Below are 18,154 nucleotides of genomic sequence, written 5' to 3'. Positions count from 1 at the left end.
GCCCAAACAGTTTTCGGGTGGCGCCATCATCACCATTCGGCTGACGAGCCCCCGGCCCGATATCAGAACTGGAACGGCTGCCCATGTCCGCAACCCGATTGATCGATCGCGGCGTCATCCGCGTCAGCGGCGACGACGCGCGCGACTTCTTGCAGAACCTCGTGACCAACGATCTCGACCCGGTCGTGCCCGGGCAGGCCGGCTACGGCGCGCTGCTGACGCCGCAAGGCAAGATGATCTGCGATTTCTTCATCCTTGCGCTGGCGCCGGAGGATGGCGGCGGCTTCCTGCTCGACACGCCCCTGCTGCAGACCGCCGACCTGATGAAACGCCTGAAACTCTACAAGCTGCGCGCCAAGGTCGCGCTGGAAGATCTCACCGAGAAGAGCGCGGTCATCGCATCAGCCGATGGCGCCCCCCTCCCCGCCGATGCCGGTTTCGTCTATGACGACCCGCGCCTGCCGGCGCTCGGCCAGCGCGCCATCGCCGATGTCGAAGGCATCGAGACACTGCTGACCGCCGAACCGGAAGTCTATCACGCGCGGCGCATAGCGCTCGGGATCCCCGCAGGCGGGCGCGACTTCGCCTATGGCGACACCTTCCCGCACGAAGCGCTGCTCGACCAGCTCGGCGGCGTCTCTTTCCAGAAGGGCTGCTATATCGGGCAGGAAGTCGTCTCCCGGATGCAGCATCGCGGCACGGCCCGCACACGCGTCGTGCCCGTCGTCTTCGACGAGGGCATCGCGACCGAAACCGGCGCCGAGGCCACGGCCGGCGGCAAACCGCTCGGCACCATCGGCTCATCCGCAAACGGCCGGGCGCTCGCCCTGCTCCGGCTCGACCGGCTCGCCGATGCGCTCGCCGCGGGAACGGCCCCGCTCGGCGGCGGACTTGCTTTCCATCTCGCGGAGAAGCCCGGCTTCATCCGTTTCCCCTTCCCCGGTGAGCCCGATTTCGGCGCCCCGGCAGGAGTTGCCCTATGAGCGATGCCATCATCGTCAACGAGGAGCGCGTCGCGATCCAGGGGGCTGACGGCAAATTCCGCTGCCGCTGGCCGGGCACGGACCCGCTCTATCTCGCCTATCACGACACCGAATGGGGCGTGCCGGAATATGATTCCCGCGCGCTCTGGGAAAAGCTGATCCTCGACGGCTTCCAGGCCGGCCTCTCCTGGATCACCATCCTCAGGAAGCGCAACGCCTTCCGCGCCGGCTTCGCCGGTTTCGAGCCGGAGGCGGTCGCCCGCTTCACCGAGGCCGATGTCCAGCGTCTGCTCGCCGACCCAGGCATCATCCGCCATCGCGGCAAGATCGAGGGCACGATCAGGAGCGCGCAGGCCTATCTCAGGATCAGCGAGCGCGAGCCCTTCGCCGACTTCCTCTGGAAACATCTCGACGGCCGCGTGCTGCAGAACAGCTACCGCGCCCAGGGCCAAGTCCCGACCCAGACCAAACTGTCGGAGACGATCGCAAAGGAGCTGAAGAAGGCCGGCTTCACCTTCTGCGGCCCGACCATTGTCTATGCCTTCATGGAGGCCTGCGGGCTGGTCAACGACCACCTGACCGGCTGCTTCCGCTGGAGCGAATGCGCCGCACTCGCTCGCGACTCCCGCCCCGCTGCCTGATGGCCCGTAAGCCGGAACCGCCGCGCGCCTGGCAGCGTATGCTTTCGGGCCGCCGGCTCGACCTGCTCGACCCCTCGCCGCTCGATATCGAGATCGAGGACATCGCCCATGGCCTCGCCCGTGTCGCCCGCTGGAACGGGCAGACACGGGGCGCCCATTCCTTCTCGGTCGCGCAGCATTCCCTGCTGGTCGAGGCGATCGCCGCCCATCTCAATCCGGACTGGGGTGACGACTGGCGCCTGATGGCGCTGCTCCACGATGCGCCGGAATACGTGATCGGCGACATGATCTCGCCGTTCAAGGTGGTGATGGGCGACGCCTACAAGAGCGTGGAACTGCGCCTGCTGGCCGCGATCCACCTGCGCTTCGGCCTGCCGGCCGCGACGCCGGCCACCCTGAAGCGCAAGATCAAGGAAGCCGATACGATCGCCGCCTTCTTCGAAGCCACGCGCTTGGCCGGCTTCGGCCGCGAGGAGGCCCTCAGGTTCTTCGGCCGGCCGCAGGCGCTGCCGGCCGAAGTTCTGGCTTGGCTCGATCCGCTCGATACCGAGGCGGCGCAGGCGCGCTTCCTGGCGCGCTTCGCCGCACTCGGCGACGCCGAGCTCACTGGGTCAGGCGCACCGCGCTGATCTCGTTGGCGATCGCCTTGAAGATCGGATCGAGCTGCGACGCGTTCTGCACATCGTAATACATGCTGGGGTTGCTCGCGCATCCCTTGAGCAGGTCGGCATTCCCGTCGATCACACGGATCGTATAGAGATTGATGCCCGCCGCCTTGATATTCGAGCAGGCCAGCTTGGTGCGGGCGTCGATATCCTTGCCGGTGGCGGTGAAGCGGTTTTCCGTATTGTCGCCGTCGGTCAACAGGATCATGTATTTCTTGAGGTTCGGCTCGGTGGCGGGCTTCGCCTCGGTGAAGGGCGCACCCGGCGTCAAGGTCGCCCAGCCCCAGACGGCACCGATCGTGACGTTGGTGTTGCCCGCAGGCGTCATCGTGTCGATGCGTGCCTCCAGAGCCGCCCAGTCGGAGCTCAGCGGCATGCTTTCCGCGAGAGATGTCTGGCTGCACCAGAACGCGGGATATTGCTCGGCGGTGCCGGACAAACCTCCGTCCTTGGTATCGTTATCCTGATCACGATCGACGATGCAGCCTTGGTTGGCTACCGACCAGTTTGCCTTCGTAATCGTGTTGTACACGCACGTCCGGCCCCTGGAATCGCAGCTCAGATTGCCCGTATCATACACATAGATATTGGTATTATTGACGTAGCAGCTCTGCTTATTGCTGCTGCACGTCACATTGCGGACCAGCCCATAACGCATCCACGCCTCGTCCTTGAACGCTCTCGCGATCCGGACCTGCGTGTTGAAGGGAACGATCGAGACGCGGATCTGGTCCGTCGTGATCGCGGCATCCTTCATGATCTTGAGCAGGCTTTTCGAAGCCGTCTTCAGGTTGGTCATCTTGCTGTTTTGCGCCATCGAACCCGTATTATCGAGCACGAGCGCGAGCTCGATCTTGTTGGTTCCCCAGGTCGATTGGCTGAAGGTGCCCACGGGAAGCTGAGCCACGCCCAGCACGCTGGAGATCGTCGTCGGTACATTGGCATTCGCATCGATCTTGATCGTCCGTGCCGTGCGGTCGATCGTCACCGTGGCGTTGCTGAACTGGCCCTTCACCGAGGGAGGCAGGTTGTCGCGAATCCAGGCGTCGATGCGGCTCCGTAGCTGCCCGTCCGTCAGCTTCTGGGCGTCACGCGCTGCCATCAGCGCCGCGGAATCGATCGCAGAATTGAGCGCCTGCCGGGCATTGCTGGCACGGGAATAGTCGATTGCGACGCCCACGACGCCCAACAGCGGAATGAGCACGAGCCCGAACAGCATCAGGAAGTTGCCGCTCTCATCCCGGCGGAAGCGCCTGACGATCTCAGACAGGGAACCGATCTTCATCATGTGCCTCGTACAGGGGCAGATTGCCGCATTCGACCCGGAAAGCGTGGCGGCCGGAGCTTACGAATTGCTGAAACCGATTTGTGGAAGTCGGGCCTATCTGCACATTTTGAATCGAAAGGACCTACCGCTACGTCAGCGAAGCTTCATCGCAAGATAGCCGCAACCCTTGATTGCATTGAAGAATCTCTGTCAGAAATCATCATTCTTTCCAAAATTGAACAGGTGATCGTCAATTTTTCTGTATTTTGAAAAATTCTCGTTCGCGTGATGATGCGGCAACGTGATCGGAGGACCATCCATGTCGGACACCCCCACTCTCGCCCTGCCGGACGGCGTTGTCGTCAGGGGCGCTCTGCGGCCCGGATTCGAGCAGATCCTCACCAGTGAAGCTCTTGCTTTCGTCGCCGACCTGCACCGGCGCTTCAACGAAACGCGCAAGCGCCTGCTTGCGCTCCGCACCGAACGCCAGAAGCGTTTCGACTCCGGCGAGACGCCCGATTTCCTCGCCGAGACCCGGCATATCCGCGAAGGCGACTGGAAGGTCGCGCCGATTCCGGCCGACCTTCTCGATCGCCGCGTCGAGATCACGGGTCCGGTCGACCGCAAGATGATCGTCAACGCGCTGAATTCCGGCGCGAAGGTCTTCATGGCCGATTTCGAGGACGCCTCCTCGCCGGTCTGGACCAACATGATCGAGGGCCAGATCAACCTGCGGGACCGCTGGGCGAACAGGATCGATTTCACCGACCCCACCAACGGCAAGGACTACAAGCTCAAAGCCAAGCCCGCCGTCCTGATCATCCGCCCGCGCGGCTGGCACCTTGTGGAGCGCCATATCGAGATCGACGGCGAGGAGGCTTCCGGTTCCCTTGTCGATTTCGGCCTCTATGTCTTCCACAACGCCAGGGCGGCGCTGGCGGCCGGCTCCGGCCCCTATTTCTACCTGCCGAAGCTGGAGAGCCATCTCGAGGCCCGGCTCTGGAACGACGTCTTCGTCGCCGCCCAGTCGGCGCTCGGCCTGAAGAACGGGACGATCAAGGCGACTGTCCTGATCGAGACCCTGCCGGCCGCCTTCGAGATGGACGAGATCCTTTACGAACTGCGCGAGCACATGGCCGGCCTCAATTGCGGCCGCTGGGACTACATCTTCTCCTTCATCAAGAAGCTCGCCCGCAACAAGGCCTATATCCTGCCGGATCGCTCGCAGGTCGTGATGTCCAAGGCCTTCCTGCGCGCCTATTCGTTGCTGCTGATCAAGACCTGCCACCGCCGCGGCGCCTTCGCCATGGGCGGCATGGCGGCGCAGATCCCGGTCAAGAACAACCCCGAGGCCAATGCCGCCGCCTTCGCCAAGGTCAAGGCCGACAAGGAGCGCGAGGCCGGCGACGGCCATGACGGCACCTGGGTCGCGCATCCCGATCTCGTTCCGGTCGCGATGGAGGTCTTCGACCGGCTGATGCCGCAGGCCAACCAGCTCGGCAAGAAGCGCGACGACGTCCAGATCGGCACGAAGGACCTGCTCGAGGTCCATCAGGGCACGCGCACCGAGGAAGGCTTCCGCGAGAACATCCGCGTGGGCGTCCAGTATATCGAGGCCTGGCTGCGCGGCCGCGGCGCGGTGCCGATCTACAACATGATGGAGGATGCCGCGACGGCCGAGATCAGCCGCGCCCAGATCTGGCAGTTCTGCCAATACGGCGTCGAGCTCGAAGGCGGAATCAAGGCCGATGCGGCCCTGTTCAAACGCTGCCTGCCGGAAGAGATGGAGCGCGTGAAGGGCGAGCTCGGACCTGAGAACTACGCCAGGGGCCGTTTCCCCGAAGCGATCGCGCTGTTCGAGACGCTGTCGCTGGCGCCGAACTTCGAGGACTTCCTCACCGTTCCGGCCTACGCCAAGCTGAACTGAGCTCGTTTCCGATCGATGACCCCGGAAGGGCGTCGCGGCATCGCGGCGCCCTTTCTGCTTGGGCACTCAGTGGAAATGCCACCAGACACGCGCGCCGATGAGGACGGCGAGCAGGACGACAGAGCCGAACAGATGCAGCAGATCGGCCTTCCAGCCGCCCGCCGATGTCCGTGGGAGGGAGCGATAGATCGCCTCCCGGCGGCGGCGATAGGCACCGATTGCAGCCATGAAGACCTCCATACGATTCACGGCGGGCATAGCCGCGCCGCTGCGGGCTCAAGCATGGCGGACGGTCGCTGCACCGCTGCGCACGCTCTTCGTCGCCATGCCGGTCAACGGATGCGGCAGGTCCTCGATCGCGTCGCAAAGCAGGGGCACGCATTCCGGCCGCGGCGGCGCGAGCGGCGCGCGGCAGGCCGCATCGACTCCCGGATGCAGCATCGACAGTGCGAGCTTGATCAGGACGGGATCCGGCTCCCGCGCCAGCAGATCGAGCAGCGGAACCAGCCGCCGCTGCAGGGCCTGCGCCTGCCCGTAGAACTCGGAGCGCGCCGCGCTGTCGATGCGTGCCAGCCAGTGCGGCGCGAGATTGCCGACACTGGTGATCGCCCCGCAGCCGCCGGCTAGCAGATAGGCCGGAATCGTATCTGCCGCGCCGGTCAGGCGCATGAAGCGGCGGTCACGCATGCGGGCGATCCGCTCGCAGCGGACGAGATCACCCTGCCGCTCCAGGATGCCGATGATGTTCGAGGCCCCCTCCAGCAACTGCAGCGTCTCCGCCGCGAGCTCGACGCCGCAGCGAGCCGGGTCGTTGTCGAGGATGATCTCGAGGCCTGTCGCCTGCGCCGCCGCCAGAGAATGAGCGGCCAGCCCCGCTTGCGTCGGCCGATTGTAATAGGGCATGCGCAGCAGCAAGGCCGAGGCGCCGGCCTTCTCGGCGGCGGCGATCTCTGCGACCGTACCGGCCGTCGCACAGCTGCCGACGGCGGCAATGATCGGATAGTGCCGGCCCGCGATACGACGCGCGGCGGAGCAGAGCGCCTCCCGCTCCGATCCGCTCAGCGTCGGGCTCTCGCCCGTCGCCGTGCCGACCACGATGCCGTCTGCGCCCTGCGCGATCTGCCACAGAATGAGGCGTTCCAGCGCGCCGTGGTCGATCCCGTCCTCATCGAAAGGCGTGACCAGGGCTGTGAACATGCCGTGGAGCCAGTGGTTCATGGCACGGCCTCACAGCAGCGAGAGCGTCTTCGCAGTCACCCGGACTGCTCGCGCCCGGTGCCCCGTCTCGAAGGCGGCGTAGCGCAAAGCCGCACCGCGATCGCAGAACAGACCGCCGCCACGGCCATGCGTCTCGACGGCGAGCCAATGCCCTTCCGCATCGCGCCCGACCACGAACTGGAGCGGGCCGCCGAAGGATTTGCGAGGGATACTGAACATCATTCTGTTTCCCGAACGGTCTTCCAGGACCGCGGGAACAAGCTAGGGATCGAGCCATAGCCATTCGAGACGAGCCCGGGGGCAGGATCATCAAGATCCCATAGGGATCGTGCCGCCACGCTTTGACATCCGCCGGCGGCGCGCGCTCAATCCGCGCCCCTCCCTCCGGATTCGCCTGATGCGGTATCGCCTCTTCGCCACGTTCGTCGCCGCAAGCCTTCTCGGCGCCTCACTGACCCAGGCAGCGACGCTCGCGCCGGAACAGCGCTTCAAGACGCTCGGTAACTTCTCTACGAAGAAAACCGGCCGGCCGGCGCGCGACATCAGCGGCCTTGCCTGCATGCCCGCCGCGAACGGCGCTCAGCGTTGCCTGCTGATCAACGACGAAGGTTCCTTCGCGCAATTCGCCCGCATTGCCGAAAACCGGATCACACCGGGCGCGACGTTGCCGATCATCGGGGCTGAAGCGTCGCCCGAAACGCTGGGTCAGCCGCCGCAAGGCATCTGCAAGATGCCCGGCCGCTTCGCCGAACTCGACGGCGAGGCCGTCGCCTATGCCGACGGCGCCTTCTATGTCTCTGGCTCGCATGGCTGCTCGCGCAGGCGAGGTGAGTTCCGCCTCTCTGCCTTCCACCTCGCACGGATCAAGGTCGATGCCGAAGGCGCGGCCGACGGAAAGGTCGAGCTGACCTATCGGCTGAGCGACATGCTGCGCGCCGCCGGCCCGGCAGCGCCCTTTTTCGGCCGGAGCCTGATGGACGACAACGGTCTGAACATCGAAGGCATCGCGGTCACCGGCGACACGCTCTGGGCCGGCCTGCGCGCGCCTTCGCTCGACAATCGCGGCTTCCTCGTCGGCGCCTCGCTCAAGGCTCTGTTTGCCCCGGGCCATGCGCCCGCAACGGAAACCCCACAGGTCTTCGAACTGCCGGCCGGCAGCAACCGCGGCATCCGCGATCTCGCGCCCCTCCCCGACGGCCGCCTGCTCGCCCTGCTCGGCCCGGCGCAGGACCAAGGTGAGCCCTATTCCCTGATGCTGATCGACCTCGCCAGGCCCCATGCCGCAGCGACGCTCGGCGATCTGCCCGATCGCGGCGACGACAAGGCCGAATCCCTGACCGTGCTGGCGCAGGATGCCAAGGGCCTCGCGGTCCTTGTCGGCTATGACGGTCCGAAGAACGGTCGTTTCGAATCCTATCGCCTGCCAGTCGAAGCGCGCTGAGCCGATGGATTTCCGCATCGATCTCACCCGCATCGTCGAGCGCTATCGCGCCGAACTCGCCGGCCCCCGCGAGCACCTCGCCTTGTTGCGCTGGCAGATCGCCGAAGGGCACGCACTCGACCGGCGCGACACCTTCCCCGGTCATCTCACCACCAGCGCCTTCGTGCTCTCGCCTGATCATGCACAGGTTCTGCTCGTCGACCATGTCGTGATCGGCCGCTGGCTGCAGCCCGGCGGCCATTGGGAGGAAGCCGAGCATTTCCACCTCTCCGCCGCGCGCGAGGCGGTCGAGGAAACCGGAGTGCAGGGCCTTGGCCTCCATCCCTGGCACCAGGGCGGCGACCTGCCCTTCGCCATCGACAGCCACGATGTGCCGGGCAAGCCGTCGCGCAGCGAGCCTGCCCATGTCCATCACGACCTGCAATATCTCTTTCTCGCCGATCCCGCCCTGCCGCTCGTCGCGCAGATCGACGAGGTTCATGCCGCCGCCTGGAAGCCGGTCGGAGCGCTGACGGAGATCGCCCCGCGTGCGCTGGAGCGGCTCTTGCACCTGCCCAGGCCCTGACTGTTGCAGCGCAACAACAGTGGGTGGGATTGCTGAAACGCCTATGGCTCCTTTATCGCCCGCGGCCTCGGAGCGGCGCATGTCTTGCAACGGAAGAAGCCCCGCCTGTGTCGCAGCGGAGCCTGCCTCCGCCGCGCAACTGGAGCCGCGCCATGACGAACATCGTCCCTCTTCGCCTCGTCGCCTCCCTGTTCATGTCCGTCGCCACGATGGCCGCCTTCGCAGCCGACCTGCCGTCCCGCAAGGGCGCGCCCGTCACGCCACTCCCCGCCATCTCCGCCTGTACGGAAAGCGAGGGCATCCCGACCGATGCCTTCGGCTTCACCACAGGTTCGGATGTCGCCGATGTCGGTTCCTTCGGTCCGAGCCTGACCTATGGCGGTGTCTTCGGCACGCGCGCCGGCAGCTCGAACAGCCATGGCCTGACACTGCAGGGCTCTTATGGCCTGTTCCCCTGTTTCGAAATCGGCCCCTATGTGCTGGGCTCCTTCACCCACGCCTCCGTCGGCGGCATCGGCGCCGACGAACGCGCCTTCGGCGCCGGCGTCGAGATGAAGTACAAGCTGCTCGGGCGGAGCATGCATGGGTTTGGCCTCACCCTGGTCATCGATCCCAGCGTCAATCGCGCCGATCCCGACGGCGCGGGCCGCTTCACAACCTACAACACAGGCATCCGGCTCTTCGCCGACAGGGCCCTGATCCCGAACACGCTCTACGCGGCGGTGAATCTCTCACACGATTTTACCTGGACGGGCCCCTCGCCCTATCAGCGCTCATCCACCTTCACCGTCGGCGGCTCGCTCGCCTGGCAGGTGATCGACGGGCTCTATCTCAGCGGCGAGGTCCGCCATATGCGCGTCCATAACGAGCTCGGCTTCGGCAAGGAGGCCGGCTACGCCACCTTCGCCGGCCCCGGCCTGTTCTGGCAGGCGACGAAGCAGCTCGCGGTGTCCGCGGCCTACAACATCCAGCTCGCCGGCAAAACCAAGAGCGGGCCCGGCAATCTCGACCTGACCAATTTCAGCCAGCATCTCGTCAAACTGAAGCTCGGCTACAGCTTCTGACCGAGTTTCCGCACTCGTTAACCGCGCTGGCCGAAAGGCGCGGCTCACCTGCCCTTTTTTCGCCGCTTTTCACACCGGTTTAAGGTCACGGGAGATTGTCTTCCCCCTTCTGCCTCTGGGGAAGCCGATCTTGGCCAATCATATTCTGACCTTTGCGCTCGCATGCGGGCTGTCGACCCTGACGGGTATCGCTGCGGGAGCCTTCGAACCCCGGCCTCAAGCGGAAACAACCGCCGTCTGCGACGATCTGGACGATGCACCGACGGATGCCTTCGGCTTCACCGATGGCGCCGGCATTGCCGATCTCGGCCGCGGCAGCCTCGGCCTCACGCTCGGAGGAAATGCCGGCGTGAGGGAGGGGCGCTCGCTCAACCGCAACGCCCAATTGCAGGGCTCCTACGGCCTCCTCCCCTGTCTCGAGATCAGCGCCTCCCTCTTCGGCGGCACGACGCGCTCGATGATTGCCCGGGAGCGCCTGAAGGACCGCAGCCACGGCGGCAGCTTCGAAACCAAATATCGGCTGCTCAACCATCGCGACCACGGTCTCGGCCTCAGCCTCGGCCTGGAAACTGGCCTGGAGCGCAACGATGACAGGCAGTCCGGCCGTTTCTCCAGTTACAATACGGCTTTCAAGCTCCTCGCCGACCGCATCATCATTCCCGGCTCGCTCTACGGCGCCGTCAACGTCTCGCACAACCTGATCTGGAACGGCCCCGAGCCCTATCAACGCAGCGCGACGACGGCGGTCGGCGCTTCGCTCGCCTGGCAGTTCCGCCCCGGCCTCTATCTCAGCGGCGAGGTCCGCCACCTGCGCCAGCAGAACTCGCTGGGCTTCGGCAATCACGCCGGGCATGCCACCTTCGTCGGTCCCGGCATCTACTGGCAGGCCACCGACGAGCTTGCGATCTCGGTGGCCTACAACGTCCAGGTCGCAGGACACGAGCGTGGTCGCGACCGCCCGCTCGATCTGATGAACTTCAGCCGGCACCTCGTCCAGCTCGACATCGGCTGGAGCTTCTGAGCCGAGTCTCGGCAAGCCGCGTTCCGGCCGCATCGTTGACATACTCCCCCTGAGTATCATAACGTCGTGGCCGGATCGAATCCGGTGCGCGTCCCATGCCCCACACACCCGAAGAGAAGAAGCGCGCCGTCACGCGGCTGCGTCGCATCAGGGGGCAGACCGACGCCCTGATCGCTGCCGTCGACCGTGGCGAGGAATGCGGCGCGCTCCTCCAGCAGCTCGCTGCGCTGCGCGGCGCGGCGACCGGGCTGATGGCCGAGGTATTGGAAAGCCACCTGCGCGAGACCATGGCCCGCCCGGCCGAGGCGGCGCAGGCGGAGGCCGAGAACAACGACGAGATCGCCGCAATCATGCGGGTCATCCGCCCCTATCTGAAATGAACATCCGCAAGGAAGGAAAAGCTCGATGAAGACCCGTGCCGCCGTCGCTTGGGAAGCCGGCAAGCCCCTCACCATCGAGACCATCGAGATCGGCGGCCCCAAGGCCGGCGAGGTGCTGGTCGAGGTCATGGCGACCGGCATCTGCCACACGGACGCCTACACGCTCTCGGGGCTGGATTCCGAAGGCAAGTTCCCGGCGATTCTCGGCCATGAGGGCGCAGGCATCGTGCGCGAGGTTGGCGCAGGCGTGACCTCGCTGAAGCCCGGCGACCACGTCATTCCGCTCTACACGCCGGAATGCCGCAATTGTAAATCCTGCCTGTCGCGCCGGACCAATCTCTGCACCTCGATCCGTGCCACCCAGGGGCAAGGTGTCATGCCGGACGGCACGAGCCGCTTCTCCTGCGATGGCGGCGAGGTCTTCCACTACATGGGCTGCTCGACCTTCGCGAACTTCACCGTGCTGCCCGAGATCGCGCTCGCCAAGGTCCGCGAGGACGCGCCCTTCGACAAGATCTGCTATATCGGCTGCGGCGTGACCACCGGCATCGGCGCGGTGATCTACACGGCCAAGGTCTGGCCGGGCGCCAATGTCGTGGTATTCGGGCTCGGCGGCATCGGCCTCAACGTCATCCAGGGCGCCCGCATGGTCGGCGCCGACAAGATCATCGGCGTCGACATCAACCCGGCCAAGCGCGCCATGGCCGAGAAGTTCGGCATGACCGATTTCATCAACCCGGCCGAGATCGGCAACGACAAGGTCGTGCAGGCGATCGTCGACCTGACCGGCGGCGGCGCCGATTTCTCCTTCGACGCGACCGGCAACACCAACGTCATGCGCCAGGCACTGGAATGCTGCCATCGCGGCTGGGGTGAATCGATCGTCATCGGCGTGGCCGAAGCCGGCAAGGAGATCGCGACCCGTCCGTTCCAGCTCGTCACCGGCCGCGTCTGGAAGGGCACGGCCTTCGGCGGCGCGCGCGGGCGCACCGATGTGCCGAAGATCGTCGACTGGTACATGGAAGGGAAGATCAACATCGACGACCTGATCACCCACAAGCTCTCGCTCGACGAGATCAATACCGGCTTCGACCTGATGCACGAGGGCAAGTCGATCCGCAGCGTGGTGGTCTACTGATGCGCCGTCCCGCTGCCTCATTCCGCGGGCAGTGAAGCTCATCTCTGTCATTCCGGGGCAGCGCGAGGCGCTGAACCCGGAAACCACGACTTGGTACGACGCTTGAATAGGCCGAGCGGGCAAAGGCTCGCCCGGTCGGGGGTTCCGGGTTCGGCCTCTGTCCACCCCGGAACGACAAGCGCGCGCCGTAAGAAAGGACCCTCCCATGGAACTCCTCTCCTCATCCAAGGCCTTCGGCGGCTCGCAGCGCGTCTACCGGCATGACAGCGCGGCTTGCGCCTGCCCGATGACCTTCGCGATCTACCTGCCGCATCAGATCGAGGACGGGCCCGTTCCGCTGCTCTGGTATCTCTCGGGCCTGACCTGCACGCACCAGAACGTCATGGACAAGGGCGAGTATCGCGCCGCGGCGGCCGCAAACGGCATCGCCATCATCTGCCCGGACACGAGCCCGCGCGGCGAAGGCGTCCCGGACGAGCCCGACAACTGGCAGTTCGGCTCCGGCGCCGGCTTTTATCTCGACGCGACCGAGGCACCCTATGCGAAGAACTACCGGATGGAGACCTATATTCGCGACGAATTGCCGGAGCTGGTCAGCCGGCATTTCCCGGTCGACATGAACCGGCAGGGCATCTTCGGCCATTCCATGGGCGGCCATGGCGCGATCACGCTCGCCTTGAAGAACCCCGATCGCTACCGCTCCGTTTCTGCCTTCGCGCCGATCGCCCAGCCTTCGACCGCCGGCTGGTCGCGTCCGGCCTTCGCGAAATATCTGGGGCCGGACGAGACCGCCTGGCGCGCCTATGACTCGACCCTGCTCATCGCCGACGGCCACCGCGTCCGCGACCTCCTGGTCGATCAGGGCACGGCCGACGGCTTCCTGGAAGAGGGCCTGCGTCCACAGCTCCTTGATGTCGCCTGCGCCGCAGCCGGCATTCCGCTCCAGCTCACGATGCGAGACGGCTACGACCATTCCTACAACTTCATCTCGACCTTCATGGCCCAGCACATCGCCTGGCATGCCGAGCGCCTGACGGCATAGCGCCCTCCCGCGGGAACGGCCACCGCCCGGCCGCGTTGGGAGCATCACAGCCTCAACCGGCCGCGGGGAATCTTTCGATGGCCAAACGCCGCACGCCCAAACGCCGCCCGCCGCAGAGCGACCGCTCGCTGTTCACCCGCCTCTCGCAAGCCGTCGCGTATTGGGCAGGCCGGCCGCAGACCTTCATCGGAGCCGCGGCACTCATCGTCCTCTGGGCACTCTCCGGCCCGTTCTTCGGCTACAACGACACCTGGCAGCTCGTCGTCAACACCTCGACGACGATCGTCACCTTCCTGATGGTCTTCATCATCCAGAACAGCCAGAACCGCGATACCGCGGCGATGCAGATCAAGCTCGACGAATTGATCTGCCGGCTGGAAGGCGCTCGCGAGGAACTGCTCGATCTCGAGGAGCTCGACGAAGACAGGCTGGAGGCAATCCGCGACGAATTCGAGGCGATGGCGGCCAGAGCCCGCAAGCTCGCCGCGCCAGGAATGGGCAAGCCCTCCGCATGAACGGTTGAGGCGGTCTGGCCGGCGCGCAACCGCAATAGCATTCCGCTGACGATCGGCGCCCCGTCTTCGGGACGGAAGGCTCGCCGGCCCTGAAAGTATCCCGCGGACCTCGCCGTGTTGTTCGCATCGGCCGTTCAGTCCCCGGTAAGGTTAGCTTTTAGGGTTAAGTGTCGTTTAAGAAATCGCTGCCATGATCTTCCCGTTGGTAACACGCGCGGGCTGCGTTCTTGCGCCGCGCAAATGCGAAGGACACTGCCATGGGCAGCCTGAAAACACTCGCGCTGGCGGGCGGCCTGGCCCTCGGCGTCTCCGCCGCAGCACAAGCCGCCGATCTCGCCTACGCCCCGCCTCCGCCCCCGCCGGAGCCGCTCGGTCTCAAGGGCACCATCTCGAGCGGCATCTACTTGCGTGGCGATATCGGCGTCGGCGTCCAGAGCGTCGGCAAATATTATCAGGAGGATGTCGCCCGCTTCGACGGAACCTTCGGCCGAAAGAAAGAGGACAGCGCCTTCTTCGGCAGCGTCGGCCTCGGCTATCGCTTCAACAACTGGCTGCGCTTCGACGCCACCGCCGAATATCGCGGCGCCGCGTCCATCCAGGTGACGGATACGGTCTTCAACCCTTGGGCCAACGTCTACCAGAACAACACCTATAAGGGGGACCTGGCCTCCATGGTCGCCCTGTTCAACGGCTACATCGATCTCGGCACCTGGAACTGCCTCACGCCTTACCTGGGAGCCGGCATCGGTTACGCCTCGAACAGAATCTCCGGCTTCACGGACGAAGGCATCGTCGGGCCAGCCACGACTTTGGGTGTCGCGAGCACCAGCACCAGATCCGGGCTCGCCTGGGCTCTGATGGCAGGTGTCGGTTACGAGGTGAACAAGAATCTAACGATCGAAGCGGGCTATCGCTACCTCAACCTCGGTGACGCTCAGTCCGGCCGCATCAACAATACCGCATTCAGCCAAGTCTACGCCCCGCTCAAGGCCAAGAACATCGACAGCCACGACTTCCGCATCGGCATGCGCTGGAATTTCGGCGATCCGAACTGCTGCGGCCCGGTCGAGCGCGAACCGGTCGCCTACGCCCCGCCGCCGGTGGTGCGCAAGTACTGATCCCCGGCGGATCGAGACACGAAACGGCGCGGATCTTCCCGCGCCGTTTTGCTTTTGTCAGCGCAGCAGCGACTGCCCTGTCATCTCGGCCGGCTGCGCCAGCCCCATCAATGCCAGCAGCGTCGGCGAGATATCGGCGAGGCGCCCGTCGGCAAGCCCCTTGTACGTCCCGCCGACCAGCATCAGCGGCACCGGATTTGTCGTGTGAGCCGTATGCGGCTTGCCCGTCGCCGGATCGACCATCAATTCGCAGTTGCCGTGGTCGGCCGTGACCAGTAGCGCCCCGCCCTGCCGTCCGATCGCTTCGGCAATGGCGCCGAGCCCGGCATCGACCGTCTCGACCGCCTTGATAGCGGCAGCGAGCACGCCGGTATGGCCGACCATATCGGGATTGGCGAAGTTGAGCACGACCAGATCGTAGCGGCCGGAATCGATCGCCTCGATCGCCTTCCGGGTCAGTTCCGGCGCCGACATCTCCGGCTGCATATCATAGGTCGCAACCTTTGGCGAAGGCACCATCACCCGGTCCTCGCCCGCATAGGGCGTCTCCTCGCCACCGTTGAAGAAATAGGTGACATGCGGATATTTCTCGGTCTCGGCCATGCGAACCTGCGTCTTGCCGGCCTTGGCCACCGTCTCGCCCAGGCCGTTGGCCAGGGTCTGCGGTGCGAACAGCGTCGGCATGATCTTGTCGAGCTCGGCGCTATAGGAGGTCATGCTCACCGCTTTGACGAGCACCGGCCGGCGCGGCCGGGCAAAGCCGGCGAAATCCGGTTCCAGCACGGCGGCGAGGATCTCGCGGATGCGGTCCGAGCGGAAATTGAAGCTGAGCAGCCCGTCGCCATCCTTCATCCCGGCATAGTTGCCGATCGCAGCCGGCAGGATGAACTCGTCGGTGACGTTCTCCGCGTAAGCTGCGGCGATGGCGGCCTGCGCATCCGGGAAGCGCTCGCCCTCCCCCAGCACCATCGCGCGCCAGGCTTTCTCGACCCGCTCCCAGCGGTTGTCGCGATCCATCGCGTAATAGCGGCCTGAGACGCTGGCGATGGTTGCGCCCGCCGGCAGCGCCGCCGCGAAGGCCTCGACGTATTCGGCGGCCGATTGCGGCGGCGTATCGCGCCCGTCGGTGAAGACATGGACATGCACCTGCACGCCTTGCCCTGTCAGGATACGCGCGAGCGCCACAGCATGATCCTGATGCGCATGGACGCCGCCGGGCGAGACCAGGCCGAGCAGATGGCAGGCGCCGCCGCTCGCCTTCAGCCCGGCGACGAGGCCGGCCGCCTCCAGCGCCCCCGCGATCGAACCGTCCGCGATCGCCTGGTTGATGCGCGGCAGGTCCTGCATCACCACACGGCCGGCGCCGAGATTGAGATGGCCGACCTCGGAATTGCCCATCTGCCCTGGCGGCAACCCGACATCGAGCCCGGAGGTGTGGAGGAAGGCATGCGGGTTCGCCGCCCAGAGCCGGTCGAAATTCGGCGTGTTCGCCAGCTTGACGGCGTTGTTTTCGCTTTCCTCGCGCCAGCCCCAGCCGTCGAGGATCATCAGCATCACGGGGCGAGACGGCATCGGCTTGACCTGTCGGTAGCGGTGAAAACTGCCTGTGCGGATACCACGCGCCACACCGCCGATGCGAGTGTTAAGAAGACGGGGAACCGCGACGCAGCAGCAACGGAGAAGGCGTATGTCGATCAAGGCGCTGGTTTTCGATGCCTATGGCACGCTCTTCGACGTCCAGTCGGTCGCGGCCGTCACCGACGCCGCCTTTCCAGGACACGGCGCGACGATCACCCAGATCTGGCGCTTGAAGCAGCTCGAATACACCTGGCTGCGGGCGCTGATGGATCGATACGAGGATTTCTGGGCCGTCACCCGCGATTCGCTCGACTTCACTCTGCGCTCGCTCGGGCTCGCATCCTCGCCCGAACTCGTTGCGAGGATAGCAGCCGCCTATGACGCCCTGCTGCTCTACCCGGAAGCCCGCGCGGCGCTCGAAGGCCTCGCCTCCCACCGCCTTGCCATCTTCTCCAACGGCAGCCCGGACATGCTGAAGCGGCTTGTCGCCCACGCCGGCATCACCGAACTGCTGGAGACCGTGATCAGCGTCGACGAGATCGGCGTCTACAAGCCCGATCCGCGCGGCTACGCCCATGTCGAGAAACGGCTCGGCCTTTCCCGCGATGAAATCCTCTTCGTCTCTTCCAACGGCTTCGACATTGCCGGCGCCAAGGCGCATGGCTTTCATGTCGCTCGCATCGAGCGCGTGCCGGCCGGCAGGCTGCGCAACGAGCTTGCCGCCGCCGCGACGATCGACCCAGCTTTGATGTTCAAGGCGCTCAGGATGCAACCGGAACAGCTCGGCTTCCAGGCCGACACGACCATTGCCGCGCTGACCGATCTCGTTTCCTATGTCGCCGGACTGAGGCAGGCCTGACGCGCCCCGCGTGGAGACCCGATGATCAAGCTCTACTACCACCCCTCGCCGAACCCGGCGAAGATCGCGCTCTTCCTGGAGGAAGCGGGCCTGCCCTACGAAATGGTCCCGGTCGACACCCGCAAGGGCGACCAGTTCAAGCCGGAATTTCTCGCCATCAATCCCAACGCCAAGACGCCTGCCCTGACCGATGGCGACGTCACCGTCTTCGACTCCAGCGCGATCCTGCTCTATCTCGCCGAGAAAACCGGGAAATTCCTGCCGGAGGACACGCCGAAGGCGCGCGGCGAGATGCTCTCCTGGCTGATGTTCGTCGCGACCGGTATCGGCCCCTATTGCGGCCAGGCCGTGCATTTCAGCCGCTTCGCCCCGGAGAAGCTGCCCTATGCCATCAACCGCTATGCCCGCGAGGCCGAGCGGCACTGGGGCATCGTCAACGACCTGCTTGCAGACCGACGCTACATGCTCGGCGATCGCTACACGCTGGTCGACATGTCGATCTGGGGCTGGGCGACGCGGCTCTCCTTCGCCGTCGGCGAGGTCTGGCCGGAGATGTTCCCGCATGTGAAGCGCCATCTCGACGAGATCTCGGCGCGCCCCGCAGCGCAACGCGCTGTCGCGCTGAAGGATCAGTTCGCCTTCAAGACGGATTTCGACGCCGAGGCGCGAAAATTCCTGTTCCCGCAGAACGCGCATCTCGCAGGCTGATCGCGGCCCGCGCCGCCTGTGCAT

20 protein-coding genes are annotated in these 18,154 nt (G+C 65.5%); 15 read left to right on the top strand and 5 right to left on the bottom strand.

Features of this window, described 5'->3' with window-relative positions; genetic code table 11:
• Positions 1–83: 83 nt before the first annotated feature.
• The 3 genes from ygfZ to J0I42_RS11110 are packed head-to-tail and all read left to right on the top strand — an operon-like array spanning position 84 to position 2,253.
• The gene (ygfZ, locus tag J0I42_RS11120) at positions 84–983 is read left to right on the top strand and encodes a CAF17-like 4Fe-4S cluster assembly/insertion protein YgfZ (RefSeq protein WP_291654888.1); all 900 of its coding nucleotides are present in this window, start codon (positions 84–86) and stop codon (positions 981–983) included.
• Positions 980–1,624: a DNA-3-methyladenine glycosylase I gene (locus tag J0I42_RS11115; protein ID WP_291654887.1), complete on the top strand. Its 645-nt coding sequence runs from the start codon at positions 980–982 to the stop codon at positions 1,622–1,624. Before ygfZ ends, J0I42_RS11115 begins: the two co-directional genes overlap by 4 nt.
• A complete protein-coding gene (locus J0I42_RS11110; protein WP_291654886.1) occupies positions 1,624–2,253 on the top strand; it encodes a YfbR-like 5'-deoxynucleotidase in 630 nt (209 codons plus the stop codon). The genes J0I42_RS11115 and J0I42_RS11110 overlap by 1 nt, the downstream gene beginning before the upstream one ends.
• Here J0I42_RS11110 and J0I42_RS11105 read toward each other — a convergent pair.
• Positions 2,228–3,508 (bottom strand): pilus assembly protein, encoded by a 1,281-nt coding sequence (locus J0I42_RS11105; protein WP_291654885.1) that lies wholly within the window; start codon positions 3,506–3,508, stop codon positions 2,228–2,230. The genes J0I42_RS11110 and J0I42_RS11105 overlap by 26 nt on opposite strands.
• A 367-nt stretch (positions 3,509–3,875) precedes the next feature.
• Between J0I42_RS11105 and aceB the strand changes: the two genes are divergently transcribed.
• Positions 3,876–5,483 carry a malate synthase A gene (gene aceB, locus J0I42_RS11100; protein WP_291654884.1) on the top strand — a complete coding sequence of 536 codons (1,608 nt, stop codon included), beginning with the start codon at positions 3,876–3,878 and terminating at the stop codon, positions 5,481–5,483.
• Between the two features lie 66 nt (positions 5,484–5,549).
• On the opposite strand, the gene J0I42_RS11095 is transcribed toward aceB, so the two are convergent.
• The 3 genes from J0I42_RS11095 to J0I42_RS11085 are packed head-to-tail and all read right to left on the bottom strand — an operon-like array spanning position 5,550 to position 6,923.
• The gene (locus tag J0I42_RS11095) at positions 5,550–5,711 is read right to left on the bottom strand and encodes a hypothetical protein (RefSeq protein ID WP_291654883.1); all 162 of its coding nucleotides are present in this window, start codon (positions 5,709–5,711) and stop codon (positions 5,550–5,552) included.
• A 48-nt stretch (positions 5,712–5,759) separates the two neighbouring features.
• Complete coding sequence (locus J0I42_RS11090; RefSeq protein ID WP_291654882.1) at positions 5,760–6,701, bottom strand: dihydrodipicolinate synthase family protein; 942 nt, start codon at positions 6,699–6,701, stop codon at positions 5,760–5,762.
• 9 nt (positions 6,702–6,710) lie between these two features.
• Entirely contained in the window at positions 6,711–6,923 is a 213-nt protein-coding gene (locus tag J0I42_RS11085) for a hypothetical protein (protein WP_291654881.1), read from the bottom strand.
• 175 nt (positions 6,924–7,098) lie between these two features.
• Between J0I42_RS11085 and J0I42_RS11080 the strand changes: the two genes are divergently transcribed.
• The 9 genes from J0I42_RS11080 to J0I42_RS11040 all read left to right on the top strand — a co-directional run bounded on the left by J0I42_RS11080 (position 7,099) and on the right by J0I42_RS11040 (position 14,985).
• The gene (locus J0I42_RS11080; RefSeq protein WP_291654880.1) at positions 7,099–8,142 is read left to right on the top strand and encodes a DUF3616 domain-containing protein; all 1,044 of its coding nucleotides are present in this window, start codon (positions 7,099–7,101) and stop codon (positions 8,140–8,142) included.
• Between the two features lie 4 nt (positions 8,143–8,146).
• The gene (locus J0I42_RS11075) at positions 8,147–8,707 is read left to right on the top strand and encodes an NUDIX hydrolase (protein ID WP_291654879.1); all 561 of its coding nucleotides are present in this window, start codon (positions 8,147–8,149) and stop codon (positions 8,705–8,707) included.
• Positions 8,708–8,859: 152 nt separating this feature from the next.
• Positions 8,860–9,771: a hypothetical protein gene (locus tag J0I42_RS11070; protein ID WP_291654878.1), complete on the top strand. Its 912-nt coding sequence runs from the start codon at positions 8,860–8,862 to the stop codon at positions 9,769–9,771.
• A 130-nt stretch (positions 9,772–9,901) separates the two neighbouring features.
• Positions 9,902–10,792, top strand: a complete 891-nt coding sequence (locus tag J0I42_RS11065) for a transporter (RefSeq protein WP_291654877.1) — start codon at positions 9,902–9,904, stop codon at positions 10,790–10,792.
• 95 nt (positions 10,793–10,887) lie between these two features.
• Positions 10,888–11,172, top strand: coding sequence for a metal/formaldehyde-sensitive transcriptional repressor (locus tag J0I42_RS11060; RefSeq protein ID WP_291654876.1), 285 nt, complete (start codon positions 10,888–10,890; stop codon positions 11,170–11,172).
• Between the two features lie 25 nt (positions 11,173–11,197).
• On the top strand, positions 11,198–12,310 hold the full coding sequence (locus J0I42_RS11055; protein WP_291654875.1) for an S-(hydroxymethyl)glutathione dehydrogenase/class III alcohol dehydrogenase: 1,113 nt from the start codon (positions 11,198–11,200) through the stop codon (positions 12,308–12,310).
• 205 nt (positions 12,311–12,515) lie between these two features.
• Positions 12,516–13,352, top strand: coding sequence for an S-formylglutathione hydrolase (fghA, locus tag J0I42_RS11050; RefSeq protein ID WP_291654874.1), 837 nt, complete (start codon positions 12,516–12,518; stop codon positions 13,350–13,352).
• 77 nt (positions 13,353–13,429) lie between these two features.
• Positions 13,430–13,867 (top strand): low affinity iron permease family protein, encoded by a 438-nt coding sequence (locus J0I42_RS11045; RefSeq protein WP_291654873.1) that lies wholly within the window; start codon positions 13,430–13,432, stop codon positions 13,865–13,867.
• Between the two features lie 257 nt (positions 13,868–14,124).
• A complete protein-coding gene (locus J0I42_RS11040) occupies positions 14,125–14,985 on the top strand; it encodes an outer membrane protein (protein ID WP_291654872.1) in 861 nt (286 codons plus the stop codon).
• 57 nt (positions 14,986–15,042) lie between these two features.
• Here the strand turns inward: J0I42_RS11040 and gpmI are convergent, their stop codons facing one another.
• Positions 15,043–16,557 (bottom strand): 2,3-bisphosphoglycerate-independent phosphoglycerate mutase, encoded by a 1,515-nt coding sequence (gpmI, locus tag J0I42_RS11035; RefSeq protein ID WP_291654871.1) that lies wholly within the window; start codon positions 16,555–16,557, stop codon positions 15,043–15,045.
• A 115-nt stretch (positions 16,558–16,672) separates the two neighbouring features.
• Between gpmI and J0I42_RS11030 the strand changes: the two genes are divergently transcribed.
• Positions 16,673–17,422: a haloacid dehalogenase type II gene (locus J0I42_RS11030; protein ID WP_291654870.1), complete on the top strand. Its 750-nt coding sequence runs from the start codon at positions 16,673–16,675 to the stop codon at positions 17,420–17,422.
• Between the two features lie 21 nt (positions 17,423–17,443).
• Positions 17,444–18,130 (top strand): glutathione S-transferase family protein, encoded by a 687-nt coding sequence (locus J0I42_RS11025; RefSeq protein ID WP_291654869.1) that lies wholly within the window; start codon positions 17,444–17,446, stop codon positions 18,128–18,130.
• Positions 18,131–18,154 lie beyond the last annotated feature (24 nt).

The sequence above is a fragment of the Allobosea sp. genome (assembly GCF_017308015.1).
Taxonomy (GTDB): domain Bacteria; phylum Pseudomonadota; class Alphaproteobacteria; order Rhizobiales; family Beijerinckiaceae; genus Allobosea.
The sequence above is the reverse complement of the archived record's forward strand: the minus strand, read 5'-3'. Positions and strand labels throughout refer to the sequence as shown.

What these genes read in the sequence shown, in the direction of transcription:
- ygfZ (WP_291654888.1), top strand. Translation starts at nt 84, where the DNA reads ATGTCCGCAACCCGATTGATCGATCGCGGCGTCATCCGCGTCAGCGGC.
- J0I42_RS11115 (WP_291654887.1), top strand. Translation starts at nt 980, where the DNA reads ATGAGCGATGCCATCATCGTCAACGAGGAGCGCGTCGCGATCCAGGGG.
- J0I42_RS11110 (WP_291654886.1), top strand. Translation starts at nt 1,624, where the DNA reads ATGGCCCGTAAGCCGGAACCGCCGCGCGCCTGGCAGCGTATGCTTTCG.
- J0I42_RS11105 (WP_291654885.1), bottom strand. Translation starts at nt 3,508, where the DNA reads ATGCTGTTCGGGCTCGTGCTCATTCCGCTGTTGGGCGTCGTGGGCGTC.
- aceB (WP_291654884.1), top strand. Translation starts at nt 3,876, where the DNA reads ATGTCGGACACCCCCACTCTCGCCCTGCCGGACGGCGTTGTCGTCAGG.
- J0I42_RS11095 (WP_291654883.1), bottom strand. Translation starts at nt 5,711, where the DNA reads ATGGCTGCAATCGGTGCCTATCGCCGCCGCCGGGAGGCGATCTATCGC.
- J0I42_RS11090 (WP_291654882.1), bottom strand. Translation starts at nt 6,701, where the DNA reads ATGAACCACTGGCTCCACGGCATGTTCACAGCCCTGGTCACGCCTTTC.
- J0I42_RS11085 (WP_291654881.1), bottom strand. Translation starts at nt 6,923, where the DNA reads ATGATGTTCAGTATCCCTCGCAAATCCTTCGGCGGCCCGCTCCAGTTC.
- J0I42_RS11080 (WP_291654880.1), top strand. Translation starts at nt 7,099, where the DNA reads ATGCGGTATCGCCTCTTCGCCACGTTCGTCGCCGCAAGCCTTCTCGGC.
- J0I42_RS11075 (WP_291654879.1), top strand. Translation starts at nt 8,147, where the DNA reads ATGGATTTCCGCATCGATCTCACCCGCATCGTCGAGCGCTATCGCGCC.
- J0I42_RS11070 (WP_291654878.1), top strand. Translation starts at nt 8,860, where the DNA reads ATGACGAACATCGTCCCTCTTCGCCTCGTCGCCTCCCTGTTCATGTCC.
- J0I42_RS11060 (WP_291654876.1), top strand. Translation starts at nt 10,888, where the DNA reads ATGCCCCACACACCCGAAGAGAAGAAGCGCGCCGTCACGCGGCTGCGT.
- J0I42_RS11055 (WP_291654875.1), top strand. Translation starts at nt 11,198, where the DNA reads ATGAAGACCCGTGCCGCCGTCGCTTGGGAAGCCGGCAAGCCCCTCACC.
- fghA (WP_291654874.1), top strand. Translation starts at nt 12,516, where the DNA reads ATGGAACTCCTCTCCTCATCCAAGGCCTTCGGCGGCTCGCAGCGCGTC.
- J0I42_RS11045 (WP_291654873.1), top strand. Translation starts at nt 13,430, where the DNA reads ATGGCCAAACGCCGCACGCCCAAACGCCGCCCGCCGCAGAGCGACCGC.
- J0I42_RS11040 (WP_291654872.1), top strand. Translation starts at nt 14,125, where the DNA reads ATGGGCAGCCTGAAAACACTCGCGCTGGCGGGCGGCCTGGCCCTCGGC.
- gpmI (WP_291654871.1), bottom strand. Translation starts at nt 16,557, where the DNA reads ATGCCGTCTCGCCCCGTGATGCTGATGATCCTCGACGGCTGGGGCTGG.
- J0I42_RS11030 (WP_291654870.1), top strand. Translation starts at nt 16,673, where the DNA reads ATGTCGATCAAGGCGCTGGTTTTCGATGCCTATGGCACGCTCTTCGAC.
- J0I42_RS11025 (WP_291654869.1), top strand. Translation starts at nt 17,444, where the DNA reads ATGATCAAGCTCTACTACCACCCCTCGCCGAACCCGGCGAAGATCGCG.